The 20,615-nt window shown below is 64.9% G+C and carries 17 protein-coding genes; 11 read left to right on the top strand and 6 right to left on the bottom strand.

Annotated features, from left to right (window positions below):
• The first annotated feature begins 40 nt into the window (after positions 1-40).
• Both LWW89_RS04305 and LWW89_RS04300 read left to right on the top strand, forming a co-directional pair.
• The gene (locus tag LWW89_RS04305; RefSeq protein ID WP_293261623.1) at positions 41-517 is read left to right on the top strand and encodes an SRPBCC family protein; all 477 of its coding nucleotides are present in this window, start codon (positions 41-43) and stop codon (positions 515-517) included.
• Positions 518-934: 417 nt separating this feature from the next.
• Positions 935-2,602: an ATP-binding cassette domain-containing protein gene (locus LWW89_RS04300; protein ID WP_293261622.1), complete on the top strand. Its 1,668-nt coding sequence runs from the start codon at positions 935-937 to the stop codon at positions 2,600-2,602.
• 342 nt (positions 2,603-2,944) lie between these two features.
• Here the strand turns inward: LWW89_RS04300 and LWW89_RS04295 are convergent, their stop codons facing one another.
• Positions 2,945-4,330 carry a carbohydrate porin gene (locus tag LWW89_RS04295; RefSeq protein WP_293261619.1) on the bottom strand — a complete coding sequence of 462 codons (1,386 nt, stop codon included), beginning with the start codon at positions 4,328-4,330 and terminating at the stop codon, positions 2,945-2,947.
• A 94-nt stretch (positions 4,331-4,424) separates the two neighbouring features.
• The gene (locus LWW89_RS04290; RefSeq protein ID WP_293261616.1) at positions 4,425-6,071 is read right to left on the bottom strand and encodes an electron transfer flavoprotein-ubiquinone oxidoreductase; all 1,647 of its coding nucleotides are present in this window, start codon (positions 6,069-6,071) and stop codon (positions 4,425-4,427) included.
• Between the two features lie 206 nt (positions 6,072-6,277).
• Between LWW89_RS04290 and LWW89_RS04285 the strand changes: the two genes are divergently transcribed.
• Together LWW89_RS04285 and LWW89_RS04280 are read left to right on the top strand one after the other, a co-directional pair.
• Positions 6,278-6,685: a thioesterase family protein gene (locus tag LWW89_RS04285; RefSeq protein ID WP_293261614.1), complete on the top strand. Its 408-nt coding sequence runs from the start codon at positions 6,278-6,280 to the stop codon at positions 6,683-6,685.
• A gap of 143 nt (positions 6,686-6,828) precedes the next feature.
• Entirely contained in the window at positions 6,829-8,847 is a 2,019-nt protein-coding gene (locus LWW89_RS04280; protein ID WP_293261611.1) for an acetoacetate--CoA ligase, read from the top strand.
• Between the two features lie 168 nt (positions 8,848-9,015).
• On the opposite strand, the gene LWW89_RS04275 is transcribed toward LWW89_RS04280, so the two are convergent.
• The 3 genes from LWW89_RS04275 to LWW89_RS04265 form a co-directional block, all read right to left on the bottom strand.
• Positions 9,016-10,695, bottom strand: a complete 1,680-nt coding sequence (locus tag LWW89_RS04275) for an ATP-dependent helicase (protein ID WP_293261608.1) — start codon at positions 10,693-10,695, stop codon at positions 9,016-9,018.
• Entirely contained in the window at positions 10,692-12,626 is a 1,935-nt protein-coding gene (locus tag LWW89_RS04270; RefSeq protein ID WP_293261605.1) for an AAA family ATPase, read from the bottom strand. The genes LWW89_RS04275 and LWW89_RS04270 overlap by 4 nt, the downstream gene beginning before the upstream one ends.
• Positions 12,627-12,811: 185 nt before the next feature.
• Positions 12,812-13,723 carry a LysR family transcriptional regulator gene (locus tag LWW89_RS04265; protein WP_293261602.1) on the bottom strand — a complete coding sequence of 304 codons (912 nt, stop codon included), beginning with the start codon at positions 13,721-13,723 and terminating at the stop codon, positions 12,812-12,814.
• Positions 13,724-13,852: 129 nt separating this feature from the next.
• Between LWW89_RS04265 and LWW89_RS04260 the strand changes: the two genes are divergently transcribed.
• Complete coding sequence (locus LWW89_RS04260; RefSeq protein ID WP_293261599.1) at positions 13,853-14,491, top strand: NAD(P)-dependent oxidoreductase; 639 nt, start codon at positions 13,853-13,855, stop codon at positions 14,489-14,491.
• Positions 14,492-14,648: 157 nt separating this feature from the next.
• Here LWW89_RS04260 and LWW89_RS04255 read toward each other — a convergent pair whose 3' ends face one another.
• Positions 14,649-15,533 (bottom strand): LysR substrate-binding domain-containing protein, encoded by an 885-nt coding sequence (locus tag LWW89_RS04255; RefSeq protein WP_293261596.1) that lies wholly within the window; start codon positions 15,531-15,533, stop codon positions 14,649-14,651.
• A 94-nt stretch (positions 15,534-15,627) separates the two neighbouring features.
• Here LWW89_RS04255 and LWW89_RS04250 point away from each other — a divergent pair, with 94 nt between their 5' ends.
• The 6 genes from LWW89_RS04250 to LWW89_RS04225 all read left to right on the top strand — a co-directional run bounded on the left by LWW89_RS04250 (position 15,628) and on the right by LWW89_RS04225 (position 20,523).
• On the top strand, positions 15,628-16,080 hold the full coding sequence (locus tag LWW89_RS04250) for a DMT family transporter (protein WP_293261593.1): 453 nt from the start codon (positions 15,628-15,630) through the stop codon (positions 16,078-16,080).
• 256 nt (positions 16,081-16,336) lie between these two features.
• Positions 16,337-16,699: an arsenate reductase (glutaredoxin) gene (arsC, locus tag LWW89_RS04245; protein WP_293261590.1), complete on the top strand. Its 363-nt coding sequence runs from the start codon at positions 16,337-16,339 to the stop codon at positions 16,697-16,699.
• Between the two features lie 401 nt (positions 16,700-17,100).
• Positions 17,101-18,024: an EamA family transporter gene (locus LWW89_RS04240; protein ID WP_293261587.1), complete on the top strand. Its 924-nt coding sequence runs from the start codon at positions 17,101-17,103 to the stop codon at positions 18,022-18,024.
• Between the two features lie 241 nt (positions 18,025-18,265).
• Positions 18,266-18,472 (top strand): dodecin, encoded by a 207-nt coding sequence (locus LWW89_RS04235; protein WP_293261584.1) that lies wholly within the window; start codon positions 18,266-18,268, stop codon positions 18,470-18,472.
• Positions 18,473-18,815: 343 nt separating this feature from the next.
• A complete protein-coding gene (locus LWW89_RS04230; RefSeq protein ID WP_293261581.1) occupies positions 18,816-19,550 on the top strand; it encodes a c-type cytochrome in 735 nt (244 codons plus the stop codon).
• A 37-nt stretch (positions 19,551-19,587) separates the two neighbouring features.
• Positions 19,588-20,523 (top strand): c-type cytochrome, encoded by a 936-nt coding sequence (locus tag LWW89_RS04225; RefSeq protein WP_293261566.1) that lies wholly within the window; start codon positions 19,588-19,590, stop codon positions 20,521-20,523.
• The last annotated feature ends 92 nt before the right edge of the window (positions 20,524-20,615 follow it).

Below are 20,615 nucleotides of genomic sequence, written 5' to 3'. Positions count from 1 at the left end.
TGCCTGACGGCGCATCCCTCGACCCCAGGAGGAACCGCCCATGCCTGCCACCAGCAACACTACTAACGCCACCACCACCATCCGCCTGCACCGGGTGCTGCGCGCACCGCCCGAGCGCATCTACCGGGCCTTTCTCGATCCCGCCGCCATGGCCAAGTGGCTGCCGCCCCATGGTTTCACCGGCCAGGTGCACGACATGGATGCCCGGGTCGGCGGCGGCTACCGCATGTCGTTCACCAACTTCGGCAGCGGCAAGAGCCATTCCTTCGCCGGCCGCTACGTGGAGCTGACACCCCCCACCCGGGTGCGCTACACCGACCGCTTCGACGACCCCAACATGCCCGGGGAAATGACGGTGACCATCGACCTGCGGGCGGTGCTCTGCGGCACCGAGGTGAACATCGAACAGGCCGGCGTGCCGGCGGTGATCCCCGCCGAGATGTGCTACCTGGGCTGGCAGGAATCCTTGCAGCAGCTTGCCCAACTGGTGGAGCCGGAAATTCCCGACGAAGGTTAGGACCGCCGCAACTCTAGCCAGGACGCTGCGACCGGGAAGCTGCAACGGCCTGCGCCAATCACAAGGCGGGGCGCCACTTTCCACCGGGTGGGTGTGGAACTCCGCGCCAGTGGCCGATCTCCATAGGGATGGCCTGAAGATCAAGGACTGGCGAGGGGTTTGGCCAGGGGCTCTCCGGTAGCGACGTGTTTTTACCTGGAGCGTGCCGCCTGTGGCAGCGACCAGGGCGGCCAACTGGGTCGACCAACTGGGGCAGCCATCGGAACCAGCCGGCGCAAGTGCGCGGGCCTGTTTTACCCCCGTCCGGCACTGCCCCGATCCGGCGTCCCGGCGGCAAAAAAGCGTGTTTATCGTTGCCGCGCGGGACTGGGCAGGCCAAGGTGGCTATCATGCTCGGCCTTCCCGAATGTTCCGCTCATGATCACCCTCAAGAACGTCACCCTGCGCCGCGGCTCCAAAGTGGTGCTGGACAAGGCCTCCGTCGTCCTCAACCCGGGCGAGAAGGTCGGCCTGGTCGGGCGCAATGGCGCCGGCAAATCGACCCTGTTCGCCCTGCTCAACGGCACCCTGCACGAGGATGGCGGCGACTATGCCATCCCGCGCCAGTGGCGCATGGCCCAGGTGGCCCAGGACATGCCGGAGACCGACCAGGGCGCCACCGACTTCGTCATCGACGGCGACACGGCGCTGCTCGCCGCCCGCAACGAGGTCCAGGCCGCCGAGGCCAGCGAGGACGGCATGCGCATGGCCGAGGCCTACATGGCCCTCTACGACGCCGGCGAGAACGACGCCGAATCCCGCGCCCAGTCCCTCATCCTCGGCCTGGGCTTCAAGGTCTCGGAACTGAACAACCCGGTGGACAGCTTTTCCGGCGGCTGGCGGATGCGCCTGCAACTGGCCCGGGCGCTGATGTGCCCGTCGGACATCCTGCTCCTCGACGAGCCCACCAACCACCTGGACCTGGACGCCCTGGTCTGGCTGGAAGCCTGGCTGAAGCGCTACCCGGGCACCCTGATCATGATCAGCCACGACCGGGAATTCCTCGACGCCATCACCCAGGTCACCCTGCACATCGACAACGCCAAGCTGGTGCGCTACGGCGGCAACTACAGCAAGTTCGAGGACATGCGTGCCGAGCAGATGGTGTTGCAGCAGGCCGCCATGGCCCGCCAGGCGGACAAGATCGCCCACCTGCAATCCTTCATCAACCGCTTCAAGGCCAAGGCCAGCAAGGCCAAGCAGGCCCAGAGCCGGGTCAAGGCCCTGGAGCGCATGGAGAAGATCGCTCCGGTGCTGGCCGATGCCGAATTCACCTTCGAATTCCAGGAGCCGGACAACCTGCCCAACCCGATGCTGTCGATGATCGACACCGTGATCGGCTACCCGCCGCCGGACGACGCCCCGGCCGGCACGCCGCCGACGGTGATCGTGCGCGGCATCAACCGCTCGGTGCACGCCGGTCAGCGCATCGGCATCCTCGGCGCCAACGGCCAGGGCAAGTCCACCCTGGTGAAGACCATCGCCCGGGCCCTGCAACCGATCAGCGGCGAAGTCACCGAAGGCAAGGGCCTCAACATCGGCTACTTCGCCCAGCAGGAACTGGACGTGCTGCGGCCCCAAGACACGCCCCTGGAGCACATGACCCGCCTGGCCAAGGAAGCCATCGCCGCCGGCCGTGGCCCGGTGGCCGGGCGCGAGCAGGAGCTGCGCAACTTCCTCGGCACCTTCAATTTCAGCGGCGACATGGTCAAGCAGGCCGTGGGCACCATGAGCGGCGGCGAAAAGGCCCGCCTGGTGCTGTGCATGCTCGTGTGGCAGCGGCCCAACCTGCTGCTGCTCGACGAACCGACCAACCACCTGGACCTGGCCACCCGGGAGGCCCTCGGCGTTGCCCTCAACGAATTCGAAGGCACGGTGATGCTGGTCAGCCACGACCGGGCTCTGCTGCGCGCCGTGTGCGACGAATTCTGGCTGGTCTCCCGAGGCGGCGTCGGGCCCTTCGACGGCGACCTGGAGGATTACCAGCGCTACCTGCTCGACGAGGCCAAGCGGGCCCGGGAAGAGGCAGCGCAGACGCGCAAGTGATGCCTGCCGGTCCCACGCCCAGCCTTCCCCAACGGCCCCGGCCGGCGCTGTGTGGCGCTGCGTGGCCGGTTGCCGGGCGTGGGGGTGGGGGTGGTATGGGCCGCCAGGGCAGGCGCTGCTGGCAGTGATCGAGCCGGGTAGGGCAGGGGGCTGAACCCTAGACAGGGCGCGGCGCTTCAACGGGTGTCCCTGAAAAGCCGCGCCAGTCGTTGTGTTCCGCCGGCCATGCCTGGAACGCAAGGACTGGCGCGGGGTTTGGCCGGGGCCGGATTTTCTGTGGCCCGTTGGCCGGGCGCCCGCTGGGTGTCCGGAGCGCGCCCGCCTGAGAGCGGGCGTCGCCCCTCAGTATTCGGCGTGGAGGCGGATCGCCGCCACGTTCACCGGGCCCCGGTCGGCGTTGTAGGCCGGGTTGCGGATGTACTGGTAGTTGAGGCTGACGGTAAAGCCCTTGCACAGCTGGGCGGCATAGAAGGTTTCCAGAATCTGCTCGGGCCGGTAGTTGAGGGCCCCGTCGCCGAGGAAGAAGCCCAGGCCGCCGGCGGCCAGGTAATCGCGCCGGTCCCTGGACAGGCCGTTGCGCACCAGGGCCGCGCCGATGCGGTCGTTGGCCCGGCCCCAGCGGTTGCCTTGGAGCACGATGCCGCCGGCGATGGAATTGTCGATCTCGGCGTAGGAGAAGGTTTCCGATTTGCCGTCGGCCCAACTGCCGCGGAAGAAGGCACCCAGCTCGTCGCTGATGGGCTGCTCGATGTTGATGCCGAAGCCGGTCTTGTAGCGGGTCTGCCGGGTCAGGGCCAGGTCCGGCGTGGTGCCGGTGGCGGCGGCCAGGTCGAGGGAGGCGCGGAAGCTGCCCATGCCGGCCTTGTTGCGGAAGGCGAGAAACCTCACCGTGCCGGGCCGCCCGAACAGGCCGTGGTTGATTTCCAGCTCCACCTGGTCGCCGTGCTGGCGGGTCAGGCTGGGGTCCAGGGGCAGGCCGTTCGATTCCTTGGGCATGGCAAAACGGCCGGCGCGGATCGCCCAGCCGGCCGGGTCGAAGTATTCGGCGGCGAAGCCCAGGCTGTAGCCCCGGGCGTCAGCGGCGTAGTCGTAGGCACCGTGGGTGATGATCGCCCAGTTCATGAAATCGTTGCGTGGGTCGTGGGCGTAACGGTTCTCGTCGAAAATGTCGCCCATGGCCACCTTGCCGACGGTGACCACCATCCGCCGGGAAGCGACGTTGCCGGCCAGTTGATTGGCCTCCGAAGCCACGGCGGCGGTTTCGCCGCCCAGGTCGATGGTCTGGCGCAGGAAGGCCCGGGCGTTGTAGCCGACCAGGGTCGGGCCGGTGGTGCGCGCCATCTCGCCGTTGGTCATGCCCCCCAGGCCGAGCAGGCCCGACAGAGGCACGCCCTGGGCCGCCTCCGGGTTGTAGTAGAACTCGGCCCCTTGCCACAGGCGTAGCCCGAGGAAGGCGGTGGCCGTGAAGGAATAGCTCTTTTCGGCGTTGGGACGCAGGCTGTTGGTGCCGCTGTAGGCGGCGGGAAAGGCCCACTTCTTCTGCCAGATGTAGGTGGTCTGGACGTAGGCGTTCCAGGCTTCGGGCACGGCGCTGCTGCCGGCCTCCGGGGACGGCTGGACGACCGGGGCGCGCTGGGCCCAGGCGGGGCCGGCGGCCAGGGCGCCGAGCAGCAAGGTCGGGAAGAGGCGTGCCGGGAGCCGCCGGCAGCGCTGTCGCAGGAGGGTCATCGTCGAAAAAAAAGCCGTCCTCGAAAGGACGGCAATTTTATTGCAGCTCTGTGCCACCCGGGTGACACGGGGTCAGCCCGGGGGCGAAGCCTGCTCACATGTTGGGATAGACCGGCCCTTCGCCGCCCTGGGGGGCGACCCAGGTGATGTTCTGGGTCGGGTCCTTGATGTCGCAGGTCTTGCAGTGCACGCAGTTCTGGGCATTGATCTGCAAGCGCGGATTGGAACCGTCGGCCTCGCGCACGATCTCGTACACCCCGGCCGGACAGTAGCGCTGCTCGGGGGCGTCGTAGAGGGCCAGATTGACCTCGATGGCCACTGCCGGATTGGTCAGGCGCAGGTGGCAGGGCTGGTCTTCCTCGTGGTTGGTGTTGGAGAGGAACACCGAGGACAGCCGGTCGAAGGTCAGCACGCCATCGGGCTTGGGGTAGTCGATCGGCTGGCACTCGGAGGCCTTCTTCAGCTTGGCGTGGTCCGGGCCGCTGTGGTGCAGGGTCCAGGGGGCCTTGCCGCCGAACAGCTTCTGGTCGATGCCGAACAGCAGGGCGCCGGTCCACAGGCCCTTGCTCATGGCCGGCTTGAAGTTGCGGGCGCGGTACAGCTCCTCGTACAGCCAGGACTTCTGGAAGGCTTCCGGGTAGGCGGCCAGCTCGTCGCTGCTGCGGCCGGCGGCCAGGGCCTCGAAGGCGGCTTCGGCGGCCAGGGCGCCGGACTTGATGGCGCAGTGGGAACCCTTGATGCGCGAGCCATTGAGGAAGCCGGCGTCGCAGCCGATCAGGGCGCCGCCCGGGAACACCAGCTTGGGCAGGGATTGTAGGCCGCCGGCGGCGATGGCGCGGGCGCCGTAGGCCACCCGCTTGGCGCCGTCGAAGAAGCCACGGATGGTGGGGTGGGTCTTGAAGCGCTGGAATTCCTCGAAGGGCGACAGGAACGGGTTTTCATAACCCAGGCCGACCACGTAGCCCACCGCCACCTGATTGTTTTCCAGGTGGTAGAGGAAGCCGCCGCCGTAGGTGGCGTTGTCCATGGGCCAGCCGCCGGTGTGCACCACCAGGCCGAGCTGGTGGTTCTCGGGCTTGATCTCCCACAGTTCCTTGATGCCGATGCCGTACTGCTGGGGCTCCACGCCGTCGCGCAGGTTGAACTTGGCTTCCAGTTCCTTGCCCAGTTGGCCGCGGCAGCCCTCGGCAAACAGCACGTACTTGCCGTGCAGTTCCATGCCGGGCTGGTAGGCCGGGCCGTGGGAGCCGTCCTTGAGCACGCCCATGTCGCCGGTGGCCACGCCCTTCACCGAACCGTCGTCGTTGTACACCACCTCGGCGCCGGCGAAGCCCGGGTAGATTTCCACGCCCAGGGCTTCGGCCTGCTGGCCCAGCCAGCGGCACACGTTGGCCAGGGAGATGACGTAGTTGCCCTCGTTATGGAAACAGCCGGGCAGCAGGGAATTGGGCACCTTGGTGGCGCCGGTTTCCGACAGGATGTAGAAGCGGTCTTCCGACACCGGGGCGTTGAGCGGCGCGCCCTGTTCCTTCCAGTCCGGGATCAGCTCGGTCAGGGCCCGGGGGTCCATCACCGCGCCGGAAAGGATGTGGGCGCCGACCTCGGCACCCTTTTCGATCAGACAGACTGAAACGTCCTGGCCCTTTTCGGCGGCCAGTTGCTTGAGACGGATCGCAGCGCCCAGACCCGCCGGGCCGCCCCCCACGATCACGACGTCGAATTCCATCGATTCCCGTTCCATACCTGCTGTCCTTTCCGTGGTGGTGTGTGCGGTGTTGTTCTTAGCGGCCGGTGCGCCCCGGGCTGCTGCCCGGGCTCCCCCTGAAACGCCGCTCAGGCCCCGCCGATTGTGGGTTTTGGTTCAATACGCTATCGTATGGTCGGCCATTATAAACATTTCGCTCCCAAGACCAAGGGGGCGGCTCGACCAAAGGAAAACGCGCCATTATGGAGACTTTGAAGAAACTCGTCCTCACCACCGAGATCCCCATCCGGTGGGGTGACATGGACGCTTATCAGCACGTCAACAACACCATCTACTTCCGCTACATGGAGCAGGCCCGGGTCGAATGGCTCGAAGCCCTGGGCTACAAGGTCCTGCCCAAGGGATCGGCCCCGGTGGTGATCACCGCCAACTGCACCTTCCTCGCCCCGCTCACCTACCCGGGCACCGTGGAGGTCAAACTCTACGCCGGCGACCCGGGCCGCTCCAGCGTCATGACCTGGTACGAACTGCGCATCAAGGGCGATGAAACCCTCTACGCCACCGGCGAATCCAAGGTGGTGTGGATGGATACCGCCACCGGCAAGTCCGCCCCCATTCCCGACGAACTGCGCAATCTGTTTACGGCTTGAGCGCCAAGCCCCGAGTCGCCGGGCGCTTGCGCCGTTGAGCACCCCGGGGCGGCGCGCCGGCCGCCGTCCCCGCCGTTCGCTTATTCCCTGTCGTCGTTTCCGCCGGCCGCAGCACCACACCATAAGAACGTTGGAGACAAGAAATGACCCGGGATGACACCCTTTCAGCCCCCCTGTGGACCCCGACCCCCGCCCGCGTGGCGGGCACCCTGCTGCACCGTTTCCTCACCCCGGCCAGCCAGCGTGCCGGCCGTCCCCTGACCGACTACGACGCCCTGTGGCAATGGTCGGTGGACGAGCCCGCCGCCTTCTGGGACCTGGTGTGGAACGAACTTGGCGTGGTTGGCGACAAGGGCACCGGCCCGGTCCTGGAAAACGGCGACCGCATGCCCGGCGCCCGCTGGTTCCCCACGGCCAAGCTCAACTACGCCGAGAACCTGCTCAACTTCGCCGGCCTGCCCGCTGATGGTGCTGACGCTCTGATCTTCTGGGGCGAATCCAAGGTCCAGCGCCGGGTCAGCCGGATGGAGTTGGTGCGCCAGGTCGCCGCCTTCCAGGCCGGCCTGATCGCCGCCGGCGTCGGCCCCGGCGACCGGGTGGCGGGCTTTTTGCCCAACCTGCCCGAAACCCTGGTGGCCATGCTCGCCACCACCGCCCTGGGCGCCATCTGGTCTTCCGCCTCCCCGGACTTCGGCGTCCAGGGCGTCCTCGACCGCTTCGGCCAGATCGAACCCAAGGTTTTCGTCTGCGTCGACGGCTACTGGTACAACGGCAAGGCCGTGGACTGCCTGGCCAAGAACGCCGAGGTGGCGGCCAAACTGCCCACCGTGGTGAAAACCGTGGTGGTGCCCTACCTCAACCCGGCCCTCGGAGCCGGGGAGGTGGCCGCCATCGCCAATGGCGCCACCCTGGCCGACTTCACCGCCCCCCACGCCGGGGCCACGGTGCCCACCTACCACCGGGTCGGCTTCGATCACCCGCTGTTCATCATGTTCTCCTCGGGCACCACCGGCGTGCCCAAGTGCATCGTCCATTGCCACGGCGGCGCCCTGCTGCAGCATTTGAAGGAACACCAGCTGCAGGGCGACGTGAAGCCCGGCGACCGGGTCTTCTACTTCACCACCTGCGGCTGGATGATGTGGAACTGGCTGGTCTCGGGCCTGGCCTCCGGCGCCACCCTGCTGCTCTTCGACGGCAGCCCCTTCGCTCCGGGTAAGGACGGCAGCGCCGGCACCCTGCTGTTCGACTACGCCCAAGCCGAAGCCATGACCCACTTCGGCACCTCGGCCAAGTTCATCGACGCCATCGCCAAGGCTGGCTTGAAACCCCGGCAGACCCATAAGCTCGATACGCTGAAAGCCATGATGTCCACCGGCAGCCCCCTGGTGGCCGAAGGCTTCGACTACGTGTACCGGGACGTCAAGGAAGACATCCAGCTCGCCTCCATCTCCGGCGGCACCGACATCCTCTCCTGCTTCGTCCTCGGCAACCCCATCGGCCCGGTGTGGCGCGGCGAGATTCAGTGCCGGGGCTTAGGCATGGCGGTGGACGTCCTCGACGACACCGGCGCCCCGATCCGCGAAGAAAAGGGCGAACTGGTCTGCACCAAACCCTTCCCGGCCATGCCCGTCGGCTTCTGGAACGACCCCGACGGCGCCAAGTACCGGGCCGCCTACTTCGAACGCTTCCCCAACACCTGGTGCCACGGCGACTTCGCCGAGATCACCGCCCACGGCGGCCTGATCATCTACGGCCGCTCGGACGCCACCCTCAACCCCGGCGGCGTGCGCATCGGCACCGCCGAAATCTACCGCCAGGTCGAACAACTGCCCGAAGTGCTCGAAGCCCTGGTGATCGGCCAGGACTGGCCGAAAGGCTCCGGCGACGTGCGGGTCGTGCTGTTCGTGCGCCTGAAGGAAGGCACCACTCTGGACGAGGCCCTGATCCAGCGCATCAAGGAGCAGATCCGCAAGAACACCACCCCGCGCCACGTGCCGGCCCGGGTGGTTCAGGTCCAGGACATCCCGCGCACCAAGAGCGGCAAGATCGTGGAACTGGCGGTGCGCAACGTGGTGCATGGGGAGGCGGTGAAGAACGTGGAGGCCCTGGCTAACCCGGAGGCACTGGAGGAGTTCCGGGGGCGGGGTGAGTTGCAGAAGTAGGAGCACCCGGCGTTTTGCTTTGTAAAAGTTGTGCTTACAGGCTGTTATTTGGCCAAAGTAGCCAGTCGTCGATGCAACGGCAACTGGCTGCTTTGCACAGAAATCAAGATACGCCCGATGTACAACTCACCTGGTTTGAGGTGTTCCAGGCTGACGTAGCGTTCAATGTCATCGGCCAGTTTCTTTACTCACAAATGGCATTGCATAACCAAAGTATTCTGTTTGGGGGGTGCGATTGACTCGCCAATTGTTTGCGTTGGCGGGGTGCTCTCGTTGGTTGGCATAGGTAAGAATTAGCTGCCTCTTGGCACGCGAAACCCCGACGAAATAGGCACAGCGACTTTCATCTTGGTTGCCAAAGAAAATTTCGTTTTCCACGGCCATGATGATGACCGAATCAAACTCAAGGCCCTTGCTCTTATGAATGGTCAGAATTCGTACTGCTTGGTCGTCTGAGAAGCGCTCGAGGGCTTTGGGCAAGTCAGGCTCCAGCTTTAGCAATTCCTCGATCCTGGCCTTGGTCTCACGAATCACCTCTTGCAACCGATCGTGCGACTCGTAGTTCGGGGAAAGCGACACCAGTGTTTCGATACTGACTTGCTTCAGGAATGCTCGAACAAACTCCCACCAGCCGGAAAAGGGCTCATCGAACAGCTCGGCAATGACTATTTCTTTTCGTTGCTGCTTGACGAGCCGATCAAGGTCCTTGCGTGCGTTCGACTGAATCTCTTCATCAGCAAACGGGATTAGCTGGTTCATGAGTCGAATCCATGCCTTGGGCTCGCGCTGACCATAGAGGCAGGACAGATAGTCCACGATCAAACGTGCAGCTGGCTCGACCGTGATGTCCTGCATCTGCTGCTCGTTACGGAAGGGAATGCCACGTGCCTCCAGTGCAGCCATCAGATGATCAGCGTACAGGTCGAGCTGATTACGAATCAGGACCGCAATCTCCGCAGGCGGCAACTGCTCGGTCTTTATCCAGCGTTCAATCAAGTCTGCGAGGTAGTCCGCCTCCTTACGACTGTCTTCGAAGCGCCACGCGAACACTTCGCCTTCGTCGCCGGCAAGCAGCTCATCAGGCATGACGGATGAAGGGTCGAGTCTGCGAATGATCTCGTTCTGCAGGCGCAGCAGTCGCGGCTGAGAGCGAAAGTTCCGGTACATATTGAGCGGGGCGGCAGCAAAGTCGGCAACGAAAGCCTGAAAGATGCCGTCCATAGCCCCTGCCCAACCCATGATCTTCTGCTTGGTATCTCCTACAGCAGTAAGTCGAATACTGGTGCCTTGAAATGCGAACTTGAGCAGTTCGTACTGCAGATTGGTGCAGTCCTGGAATTCGTCGAGAAAAACGTCGCTGTAGGTTTGGCGGATGGCGTTCCGCGCCATTGCGGACATCCGTAGAATCTTGATCGCCAACGGCACCAGATCGGAAAACTCGATCGAGGTCCGTGACGAACCAGGCTTCCGATCCACAATTTTGTACCCAACATCCAGCGCATACTCGCCCGTCAGCACAGGACGGAAACGATCGATGATGCGCTTGGCAAATGCGTGGAAGGTATAGCTGTCAAACCGCGTGGCAAGCTCTGAGCCACAGCGCCGCTTGACCCGCTCTTTCAGGTTGCTGCTGGCATCAACCTTGAACGAAATGGCAAGAATTCGTTTGGGATAGCGACAGGTGCCAGTGCGCAGCAGGAAGTCTGCCCGCTGCGCAAGCATTTCAGTTTTTCCCGCACCTGGTCCTGCTGTCAGCGCGAGACTGCGCGCCTGCTCCTTGGCTGCGAGTAGTGCATTCGGTTCCAGGGTCAGCCCATCCGCAGGCTTCCAGGCATCGACCGTAATCACTCCGGCAACTCCGCGAGTTTGGCAATGACGGCATCCGCCAAGCGTCCGAGTGATTCGGGCATATTCGCGAGTAAATCTGCATCGCTGAGCTTGGCGAGTGCTTCAATGTGTGCAGCCGGTTTGCTGCCCAGCTTGAAGCTGCGGTGGTAAGTGCTGAACAGTTGCTGTGCGTCTTCGCTGTATTGGCTTGCGTCGTGATGGCTCTTGCCAAGGACGGCCTTGATCGTTAAATCGTCGGGCCTTTCTCTCTCAACACCATAGGCATCTTGGTACGCAAGCAACATTGCGAAATCCAGATCCATTGGGTAAGAAAAAAAGACACCGCCACGCTCTAAGTTCGCCAAGTGGTTGCAATAAAGAACAGGCAACGTCGGACTCAGCAACTTGTAAGTGTCATTATTCCAATCGGGGATAGAAGCCTGATCCATTCCAGGAAAACTCGATATCCACCTAGGATCGAAGATCTCTTTATTTTTGACTGCGTATTTAATCCTTCCCCAGCCGCCTTGAAAACGTGCTGTATCTAGATCGAGGAGCGTTAGGTATGGAATGCCTAGTGCGGACAGAAGGCGCCAGAAGTGGTTGACGTGCCGCCCCCCCAGGGGCGCGATGGTGACTGCTGACTCATCAACCGACGCTCCTTTCGCTTGAAGAAGACGTGGAAGCACAATTTCTTCACTGTCACCTTCTCCCAGAACTACCAAGCGGGAGAAATAGACTTCTGGAAAGGCCTGCACCGCCTCACGAACAAACTTGTGTGCATCATCCGCGGCATCTGGCAGCTGGATATGCGTGACGCGCGATGTTCGCTCCTGGGCCAGTCGCAGGTAGCGGATACGTTCTGGGGCGACCCGCCGAAGCATCGACGGCGCGTGTGTCGCGATCAGTGCTTGTGCATCGCCATGGCTGGTCATCTCGTTGAGCGCATTGACGATCCGCCCAAGGTAGTGGGGTGAGAGGCTGTTTTCTGGCTCTTCGACCGCCACCACCGTAAACACGGGGGGGCGCAGCTTGTCTGCGTCGAATGAATCGTCATCTTCAGCCAGGACAGCGCGACCGATGGCTTGCGATGACAGCACGAGCGACAGATACAGCATCGACTTCTGGCCGTCGCTCAGTCGCGAGAAATCGACCAGCTGCTCATCATGGCCAGGGGTGAAAGACACCGACATGTGCCGTAACAAGGCCTCGATCTCAGACGCTACAAAAGTGAGCTTTGGGTCGGCAAAGAAGCTGCCTTTATGCAAAGCGCCCCATGCCGTTTTTAAGCTTGTGCTGAACGCATTGATTGACGGGTTGGCCGCCAAGCTGTCGCTGATTTGATCGGTCAGGCCCTTGATGACACTTCGCTCTGCATCCCAGTTCACCGCACGCAGCATTCGCCCAAGCAGAGCATTCGCGCCATATGCAATGTGATCAGCAGGATCACGGCGTGCGGGCAGGTAGTGGACTTGGATATGGTTGCGTTCAGATCGGGGAACTTGAGCGGTAGTCAGTGGCGTGCCATCAGCATTGATGTCCAACACATAGACCATGCTTTCCTCTATGTCCCCATCCAACCCCATGGTGGCGTTGAGGCGGAAACGCACTCGCGGCGTGCCCTCGACTTCGTCGAGGCGCATGTGGCCGAAATGAGGCGCAACCGTGCTGTTGTCTTCGTCGTCGCTAAGTTCCGGGAACAGAAAGTCGGCCTCGATCCATAGTTGACGCTCTGACGGAGGTGCCTTCTCGTTGAATGGGACATGAAAGTCCGAGCGCAGGATTCGGCGCACTGATGGATCAAAGGAGAAGAGCCGACACAAGGCTTGAAGCGCAGCTGTTTTTCCCGATCCATTGGGCCCAATAAGGTAGGTGATGTCTTCAAGCGCGATTTCGGTTGGAGTTTCACCAAAAGACTGGAAGTTCGATAGTCGGATCGTTTGAAGCTTCATTGCTCATCCCAAATGGTTTAGTCGATCAGTTGAAAAACCTGTTGTTATCGTTCTTGCCATTGGAATTGTCTCATTGGTGGCGTTGTAATCGCGCTCCGGTCAGAATATTGAGGGTTGAATTTTTGTGTAAAGCAGTCGTTGTCATTTGCATCAGGGAATGACTGCTTCGGCCGACAAGCCGCCCCTCAAACCTCCCCCCTCCCCACAAACCCCCGATAAAACTCCACAAACGCCCGCACGTACGCGGGCACGTGGGGCCCGGGCGGGAGCACGGCGTACACGCCGCCCGCTGGCAGTGACCAGTCCGGCAGCACCCGCACCAGGCGGCCGTCGCGTAGGGCGTCGGCGGTGCTGAACTGATCCAGCACTGAAACCCCGGCGCCCCGTTGCAGAAGGGCGAGGAGGGCAGCGCTGGAGTCGACGCGGATGCGGGCTTTCATGCGCACGGTGCGGGGTTCGCTGCCGGGGCGGGTGAAGGTCCAGGTGAGCGGTGCGCGCAGCAGGGTGAAGCCGATCCAGTCGTGGTCGGCCAGGTCGTCCGGCGTTTGCGGCGTGCCCTTGCGGGCCAGGTAGTCGGGGGCGGCGACGGCGATCTGGTCGAAGCCGCCGAGGCGGATGGCACGCAGGGACGAGTCCCGCAGTTCGCCGAGGCGGATCGCCAGGTCGATGCCTTCTTCCACCAGATTGAGAACCCGGTCGCCGGTGTACAGCTCGAACTGTAGAGCGGGGTGTAGAGCAGCGAATTCGGCCAGGGCCGGGGCCACGGATTGGGTGGCGTGGCCCACCGGGGCGGTGAGGCGCAGGGTGCCGGAGAGGCCGCCTTCGCTGCTGCCGGCGCCGTGGAAGGCGTCGCCCAGGGTGTCCAGGGCCGGGGCGGTGCGCTCGAAGAGGGCCTGGCCGGCGTCGGTGAGGCGCACCCGGCGGGTGGTGCGGGTGAACAGGGTGGTGCCCAGTTGGGCTTCGAGGCGGCCGATCTGGAGGCTGGCGTGGGCCTTGGTGATGCCGAGCCGTTCGGCGGCGGCGGTGAAGCTGCCGGTTTCGGCGACGGCGGCAAAGACCAGCAGGCGGTCCAGGTTGCCGTGGAGTTCCCGGTTCATAGTCAATTAATCGATAACAATGATTCATCGATTGTAGGATTTATCCGCTCAATCAATCGGTCCATCATGCCGCCATGTCGTTCCGGCGCGGATGCCGGGACCCGGATCAAATCTGACGGAGATACGTTCATGAAAATCGCACTCATCGGCGCCACCGGCTTCATCGGTTCCAACCTGCTCAACGAGGCCCTGGCCCGGGGCCATCAGGTCACCGCCCTGGTGGGCCACCCGGAAAAGCTGGCGCCCAAGGCCAACCTCACCGCCATCAAGGCGGACGTGAACGACACCGCTGCCCTGGCGGGCCTGCTGGCCGGCCACCAGGTGGTGATCAGCGCCTTCAGCGGCCATGCCCAGAGCGACGTCTATGGCTATTACGTGGCGGGGGTGAAGTCCATCGTCGCCGCCGTCAAGCAGGCTGGCGTGCCCCGCTTCCTCATCGTCGGCGGCGCCGGCAGCCTGGAAGTGGCCCCGGGCCTGCAACTACTCGATACCCCGGAATTCCCCGCGCAGTGGAAGGGCACCGCCGAAGGCGCACGGGAAGTGCTCAAGCTGCTGCGCCAGGAACCGGACCTGAACTGGACCATGCTCAGCCCCTCGGCCCTGATCGCCCCGGGCCAGCGCACCGGCAAGTTCCGCCTGGGCACCGACCAGCTGCTGACCAATGCCGAGGGCAAGAGCGAGATTTCGGTGGAGGACTACGCGGTGGCCATGCTCGACGAGGTGGAAACTCCGGCCCATTCGCGCCGCCGTTTTACTGCCGGTTACTGATCGGCCCGGCTCCGGCGGATGCCGGAGCCGGGGCTGCCCGGAATGCCCCGGTATTCACCGGTATTCACCGGGCACGACAATGGACGATGCCTTCAAACCCCGCGCTAGGCGCGGGGTTTGGCATTGGTGGTGCCGGCAACCGTTAGTTGGCGGTAGATCAATCCACCGCCAACTGGATATCGGCAAAGGTCTGCCCGAGCACCGTGGGTTGAAGGGGAAGCACCAGGGCGCACACCGACTGGGCGTCGTCGTCGCTCAATGGGACGTAGGCGATTCCCACACCCCCCAGGGTTGTCATCCGCTCGGGAACGATGGCGATTCCGCGCTTGGCCGCCACGAGATTGAGCATCGAGGTCTTGGGCGAGACGATCCGGGCCGTCTTGGGGACAAATCCCTGCTTCAGGCACAGATCGGTGACGACGCGGGCCAGGCCGCCGTGCTCGCGGTAAACCGCGGAGACGAACAGTTCCTCTTGCAAGCTGGCGACGGTGACGCTCGCCTGCTTCGCCATCGGGTGGTCGTTGGGGCAGGCCACCCACAGCCGCTCGGGCTGCAACTCGACAAAGCGGACCCGCGCATCCCGCCGCAGTACGGGGAGGCGGATCACGCCCACGTCGGCATTGCCGTTGGCGACCAGCGAAACCTGTTCTTCGGACGACGCCCGGTCCAGGTCGATCCGGGCTTTGGGGCAGGCGGCGGCGAACCGGTCGAGCACCGGCATTAGGCTCGTCGCCGGAATCGTGCTGGAGTGCAACAGCCGCAGCACCCCAGATTCGCCACGGGCCAGCTGCTGGCCTTCTTCCGCCGCCGCGGCCAAGGTCTTGGGAATGGTCGCAACCCGGTCCCGGTAAACCGCGCCGGCGGGGGTGAGTCGCACGCCGCGCGGTTCGCGCTCGAACAGGGCGAAACCCAGTTCCTCTTCCAGTTGGGCGATTTGCCGGCTCAATGCGGACTGGGCGATGAATAGCCCGGCCGCCGCCTGGGTGAAGCCGCCCAGGTCGGCCACGGCCAGGAAGTAGTGGATTTGTCGAAAGCTTGGCATGCCGAAACGAGATGGGTGATTGGAAAATATGGCATTTGTCTTATAGCGCGCCGCTCCACAGAATGAAACACCCAACGCCTTTCTGGAGCTGCCGATGTCCCCCCATGTCCTCACCCTGTCCTACCTGCTGGTGGTGCTCGCGGGCGCCAGCGTGGCGTTGCAGCAGGTGCTCAACGCCAACCTCCGCGCCCATCTTGGTTCCCCCTGGTGGGCCGGCTCCGTCAGCTATCTGGTCGGCTTGGTGGCGATGCTCGCAGTCGCCCTCGTCGCCCCCGGGCCGCGCTTCACCGAATCCTTCACCGGCACCGCCCCCTGGACCTCCTGGACCGGCGGCCTGTTCGGCGCGCTCTTCATCGGCATCGCCATCCTCATGGTCCCCCGGCTGGGTGCGGCGACGACCCTGGCCCTGATCGTGGTGGGGCAGATGATCGGCTCCCTGGCGTTCGACCACTTCGGCATTCTGGGCATCCCGCAACAGCCGGCGACCGCGATCCGGATGGCCGGTGCGGCGTGCCTGATCCTTGGCGTGGTTTTGATTCGGGCCTGACGGTGCCCCCATGGGCCGCAGGTACCCCATCCAGCCATCATCAACCGCGATGGCAGTTTTTAGCCCCCTCCAAACTCCGCGCCAGTTCTAGTGTTTAGAAGGGGTCAAAATCAGCCATCGCGGTTGACGATGGCTTGGCCGTTGTTGGCGGGTCATTCACCGGGCATTGGCTCCGGCTTTCCGCCAGAGCCAGGCGTTGTTGGCGCCGGGGGGAACGGGGCCGGCGCCGGCAGGGGCGGGGGTATACTTCCGGCCCATGACTACCTCCGCTACCTCTGTCCTCTACCACAACCCCCGCTGCTCCAAGTCCCGGGGCGCCCTGGAATTGCTCCAGGAGAAGGGCATCGCCCCCCAGGTGGTGGCCTACTTGGAAACTCCGCCCAGCGCCGCCGAGATCGAGACCTTGCTCACCCAGTTGGGCCTGGCCGATCCCCGTGGCCTGATGCGCACCGGCGAGGCCGAATATGCCGAGCTGAACCTGGCCGATCCGTCCCTGTCCCGGGCCCAGTTGGTCGCCGCCCTGGCGGCCCATCCGCGCCTGATCGAGCGGCCTATCTTCGTCCATGGCGGCAAGGCCGTGATCGGCCGCCCGCCGGAGCGGGTGCTGGAACTGCTCTAGGCGCTGCGTCCGGCTTTTTCAGTCCTTCCCTCGCTGCAACCGTTTCTCCCCCTCGCCGCTGCCCGGCGCGACAGGGCGGCGCGGCTGGGAGGCGGCAGGAGGGTAGGGCGGTCCAGTGAGAAAGGGGCAGAGTCCGGCCGCAACGGGGTGGCTGCGGTTTCCGCCCCGCCCGGCTGCCGCCGCTCAACACCTTCCCGCATTGGCTTTACCAACCTGTTTTTTTCCACCGCCGGGTGGTGCGCCCTGTGTCCTGTGCCCTGCATCGTAAGTAGTGCGCCGAGGGCCGTCCCCCGGTGGTTTTCCTGTGTTGCCCGCTCCGTTGCGGCGGCCCTATCCGGGCCGGCGCGGCAGGCGGGCGTGGCACGGCTTTTACCCCTGCCGTGCCTTCCGGATGAAACGTCATGACCTTGCCTCCCTTCCTGCGCCGCTGGCTGCCCACCCTGGCCCTGGCGACCCTGTCCCTGATCTGGGGCTACACCTGGGTGCTCTCCAAGCAGAGCCTGGCTTACGCGCCACCCTTCGCCTTCGCCGCCGAGCGCTGCGTCGGCGGGGCCATCGCCCTGTTCGTGGTGCTCAAGCTGCTGGGCAAGCCGATGAAGCTACAGGCGCCCAAGGCCACCATCGCCATCGCCCTGACCCAGGTGGCCGGCTTCATGGTCTTTCAGACCTGGGCGCTGGTGGAAGGCGGGCCGGGCAAGACGGCGGTGCTGATCTTCACCATGCCGATCTGGACCCTGCTGATGGCCTGGCTGATCCTGGGGGAGCGGGTGCGCGGCGGCCAATGGCTGGCGGCGGCCGCCACTCTCACCGGGCTGATCCTGATCATCGAGCCCTGGGACATGCACACCAGCCTGTTCAGCAAGTTCCTCGGCGTGATGGCGGCCCTGTGCTGGGCTACCGGGTCGATCCTGATCAAGCGCCTGCGCTCCAAGGTGCCGGTGGACCTGTTCACCCTCACCGCCTGGCAGATGGCCCTGGGGGCGATTCCCCTGATCGTCCTGGCCAACCTGGTGCCGGAGCGGGCCACGGCGTGGGAGCCTCACTTCATCGGCCTGCTCGCCTTCATCTCGGTGGTCAGCACCGGCATGTGCTGGTGGCTGTGGAGCTACATCCTGGACCGGGTGCCGGCCTGGGAGGCCAGCCTGTCGGTGCTGGGCACCCCGGTGGTGGCCATCCTCTCGTCCCGGCTCACCCTGGGCGAGGAGTTCAAAGCCCTGGAAGTGACGGGCATCCTGCTCATCGGCGGCGGCCTGCTGCTCCTGTCCCTGCTCGGCTGGGCCGCCAGCAAGCGGGCGGCGGCGGTGGGCAAGGGGCACCGGGCGTAGGCAAGGCGTGACATCCGGCGCCATGGCCGGATAGGCGGAATGGGGGAGGGCGGCCGGCGGGCAGCTTCGGCTCCTTTCAACTCTCGGCGGCGGAGGCAGGCCGAAGGCTTCGCGTCGCGGCCCGGGTTGCAAGCCCCCGGGCGACACCTATGCTGAAAGGGTCGCGGGCGGCCCGGGGCGAAGCGATATGGACCTCGGGCAGCGCCGGCGACCCTTTTCATTCGCCGGAGGAGCGCCCGCCATGACCGCCCATACCTACAAGATCCTCGAAATCGTCGGCTCGTCCCCCACCAGCAGCGACGAGGCCATCCGCAACGCCATTTCTGAGGCGGCCAAGACCCTGCGCCACCTGGACTGGTTCGAGGTGATGGAAACCCGCGGCCACATCCAGGACGGAAAGGTAGGGCACTTCCAGGTACGGGTGAAGATCGGCTTCCGGCTCGAATAGGGCGGCTTGCCGCACCTTCCGAATCGCCGCGGCCGCCGGCTGCCTTTGGGCGCAATGGGATGAAACCCGCCTGGGCGTCTAGCAAGCGCCCGTGGGGCTGGCGCTTGCCGTGGGGGCGATATGGAGGATGCGCGGAGAACGAGCGCGCCCCGGATGATTTGCCGGCAGCTTTCGCAGCACTCCCATTGCCTGGGCTTTTCCCCGGCAGCGACTACCTGTATGTCAGGCTGTGGGCAGGATTGTTTGGCGCGATGCAATGGCTTCTATATAATTATATATCTATAGTCGAGTGATGATTATCGGCTAACCCATTGTTCCGCTAACGCGATCCGGAGTGTCACCCATGCGAGATTTTGGCCCGAGCCGCCGTCTGGCGCTGCTGTGCGGCGTCCTGTTGTCCCTGCCGTTGCCGGCCCTGGCGGCCGATGGCGAGGCGATCATGCAAAAGGGCGGCGCCAATCCGGCGGCCATGCCCTGCATCACCTGCCATGGCGCCGACGGCAAGGGCATGGCCGGGGGCTTTCCCCGCCTGTCCGGCCTGCCCGAGGATTACCTCGCCAAGCAACTGCGCGACTTCAAGTCCGGCAGCCGGCAAAACCCGATCATGCAGCCGATCGCCTCGGCCCTGACCGACGAGGAAGTGGCCGCCGTGGCCAAGGCCTACGCCCAGCGCCCCAAGGTCAACGTCCAGGCCACCCCGGGCGGCCGTCCCGTCGAAGGCAGCGGCGCCTGGATCGCCCTGCGCGGCCTGTGGGACCGCAACGTGCCCGAATGCACCCTGTGCCACGGCCCCGCCGGCGTCGGCGTGGGCAGCCATTTCCCGCCCCTGGCCGGCCAGTCCGCCGAGTACATCGAGGCCCAGCTCAAGGCCTGGCGCGGCGAGAAGGCCGTGGCCGCGACGAAGAAGGCCAAGGCAATCCCCGCCGTGGCGCCCACCCGCCGCAACGACCCGAACGGCCTCATGCAGCACATCGCCGTGGACCTGAGCGATGCCGAGATCAAGGCCGTGGCCGAGTACTTCGGCAGCCTGGGGGACTCGAAAGAGCCCTTCGACGAAACCCAGCACCGCCTGCGCTGAACCGCCCCCGGCCCGTCACCCTGAGGATTTGCATTCCATGACCACGATTTCCGTCCGCCTGGCGGTCCTGCTCCTGCCGCTGCTCATGGCCAGCGGCGCCATGGCCGTCGACACCGCCCGCCTGGATGACCAGACCCAGCTGCCCAAGGCGCCGAAGAAGGTTTCCGGCACCAAGTATTTCCAGCCCCCCGCCGAGGGCGAGATTCCCAATAACGCCTTTGGCGAGCTGGTGCGGCGCGGCCAGGACCTGTTCATGAACACCAAGGCCCTGGCGCCCCAGTACGTCGGCAACGAGATGAACTGCGTCAACTGCCACATCGACCGGGGCCGCAAGGCCAACTCGGCGCCCCTGTGGGCCGCCTACCCGATGTATCCGGCCTACCGCAAGAAGAACAACAAGGTGAACACCTTCGTCGAGCGCATGCAGGGCTGCTTCCAGTTCAGCATGAACGGCAAGCCGCCCGCCGCCGACAGCGAGGTCCTCACCGCCCTGACCGCCTACGCCTACTGGATGTCCACCAACGCCCCCATCGGCAAGGCCCTGCCGGGCCGGGGCTTCGACGAGCCGCCGCCGCCCAAGGGGGGCTACGACATCGGCCGGGGCAAGGTGGTGTACGAGAAGCAGTGCGCCATCTGCCACGGCGACAACGGCGAGGGCAAGAAGGTCGGCGTGACCTCGGTGTTCCCGCCGCTGTGGGGCAAGGATTCCTACAACTGGGGCGCCGGCATGCACCGCATCAACACCGCCGCCGGCTTCATCCAGCACAACATGCCCCTGGGCCGCGGCGAAACCCTCTCGGACCAGGACGCCTGGGACGTGGCCGCCTTCATCAATTCCCACGAGCGCCCCCAGGACCCGCGCCTGGTCAACGGCAGCATCGAGGAAACCCGCAAGCGCTACCACGCCGACGACGGGGTCAACCTCTACGGGGTGACGGTCAACGGCACCCTGCTGGGCCAGGGCGTGAAGTAAGCCTCCCGTCCCGCCCAGGAACAACCGCCCGGCCGCGCAAGCGCCCGGGCGGTTTTGTTTGGCGCCGCTCCGGCAGCGCCGCTGGCAGCAGT

It is taken from the genome of Oryzomicrobium sp., from assembly GCF_021287045.1.
In the GTDB taxonomy this organism is placed as follows: Bacteria; Pseudomonadota; Gammaproteobacteria; order Burkholderiales; family Rhodocyclaceae; genus Oryzomicrobium.
Note: the sequence above shows the minus strand (reverse complement) of the source record. Positions and strands in the feature narration are given on the sequence as shown.

What these genes read in the sequence shown, in the direction of transcription:
- LWW89_RS04305 (WP_293261623.1), top strand. Translation starts at nt 41, where the DNA reads ATGCCTGCCACCAGCAACACTACTAACGCCACCACCACCATCCGCCTG.
- LWW89_RS04300 (WP_293261622.1), top strand. Translation starts at nt 935, where the DNA reads ATGATCACCCTCAAGAACGTCACCCTGCGCCGCGGCTCCAAAGTGGTG.
- LWW89_RS04295 (WP_293261619.1), bottom strand. Translation starts at nt 4,330, where the DNA reads ATGACCCTCCTGCGACAGCGCTGCCGGCGGCTCCCGGCACGCCTCTTC.
- LWW89_RS04290 (WP_293261616.1), bottom strand. Translation starts at nt 6,071, where the DNA reads ATGGAACGGGAATCGATGGAATTCGACGTCGTGATCGTGGGGGGCGGC.
- LWW89_RS04285 (WP_293261614.1), top strand. Translation starts at nt 6,278, where the DNA reads ATGGAGACTTTGAAGAAACTCGTCCTCACCACCGAGATCCCCATCCGG.
- LWW89_RS04280 (WP_293261611.1), top strand. Translation starts at nt 6,829, where the DNA reads ATGACCCGGGATGACACCCTTTCAGCCCCCCTGTGGACCCCGACCCCC.
- LWW89_RS04270 (WP_293261605.1), bottom strand. Translation starts at nt 12,626, where the DNA reads ATGAAGCTTCAAACGATCCGACTATCGAACTTCCAGTCTTTTGGTGAA.
- LWW89_RS04265 (WP_293261602.1), bottom strand. Translation starts at nt 13,723, where the DNA reads ATGAACCGGGAACTCCACGGCAACCTGGACCGCCTGCTGGTCTTTGCC.
- LWW89_RS04260 (WP_293261599.1), top strand. Translation starts at nt 13,853, where the DNA reads ATGAAAATCGCACTCATCGGCGCCACCGGCTTCATCGGTTCCAACCTG.
- LWW89_RS04255 (WP_293261596.1), bottom strand. Translation starts at nt 15,533, where the DNA reads ATGCCAAGCTTTCGACAAATCCACTACTTCCTGGCCGTGGCCGACCTG.
- LWW89_RS04250 (WP_293261593.1), top strand. Translation starts at nt 15,628, where the DNA reads ATGTCCCCCCATGTCCTCACCCTGTCCTACCTGCTGGTGGTGCTCGCG.
- arsC (WP_293261590.1), top strand. Translation starts at nt 16,337, where the DNA reads ATGACTACCTCCGCTACCTCTGTCCTCTACCACAACCCCCGCTGCTCC.
- LWW89_RS04240 (WP_293261587.1), top strand. Translation starts at nt 17,101, where the DNA reads ATGACCTTGCCTCCCTTCCTGCGCCGCTGGCTGCCCACCCTGGCCCTG.
- LWW89_RS04235 (WP_293261584.1), top strand. Translation starts at nt 18,266, where the DNA reads ATGACCGCCCATACCTACAAGATCCTCGAAATCGTCGGCTCGTCCCCC.
- LWW89_RS04230 (WP_293261581.1), top strand. Translation starts at nt 18,816, where the DNA reads ATGCGAGATTTTGGCCCGAGCCGCCGTCTGGCGCTGCTGTGCGGCGTC.
- LWW89_RS04225 (WP_293261566.1), top strand. Translation starts at nt 19,588, where the DNA reads ATGACCACGATTTCCGTCCGCCTGGCGGTCCTGCTCCTGCCGCTGCTC.